We start from the raw sequence: 388 nt of genomic DNA, 5'->3' as shown, positions 1-388 counted from the left end.
CTTATAGAGAATCGAATGAGAGAAACAGTTTTCTCGCACAAGGTTTGTCTAAGGGACAACACATTCAACTCAAAAGGTTCAAGGTGGTATTGAGTCACCACATCCTCCATATTTCGCTTTTTCAGGTATGTGGTTACAAATGGCTCTATCATTCTTTTTTCATAAGGAAAAGGATTGGCAAATGCGCTGATTTCCACAACAATTCTCGAAGGAATAGGATTTACAGACACATCTAAACCCACCTGAGCATCATAGGAGAAGGCTTGCTTCCTATATTTTGAGCCTTTGGATATATCTGAAAAGGATTTATCCTCCGTCAAGCTGGCTGTTACCTCTTTCATCAAGTTGGATAAAAGCATCTTAACTTGATTGCCACTCATATTCTCAC

General features: G+C 39.2%; 1 protein-coding gene. It reads right to left on the bottom strand.

Translation table 11 applies throughout. From position 1 onward, the window contains the following. Positions 1-388 (bottom strand): nucleotidyl transferase AbiEii/AbiGii toxin family protein (locus E4T81_RS15520; protein ID WP_167762010.1); only part of this gene is annotated, 388 nt, incomplete at both ends.

Origin of the sequence: Barnesiella sp. WM24, from assembly GCF_004570975.1 — a bacterium.
Taxonomy (GTDB): domain Bacteria; phylum Bacteroidota; class Bacteroidia; order Bacteroidales; family Muribaculaceae; genus Muribaculum.
The sequence above is the reverse complement of the archived record's forward strand: the minus strand, read 5'-3'. Positions and strand labels throughout refer to the sequence as shown.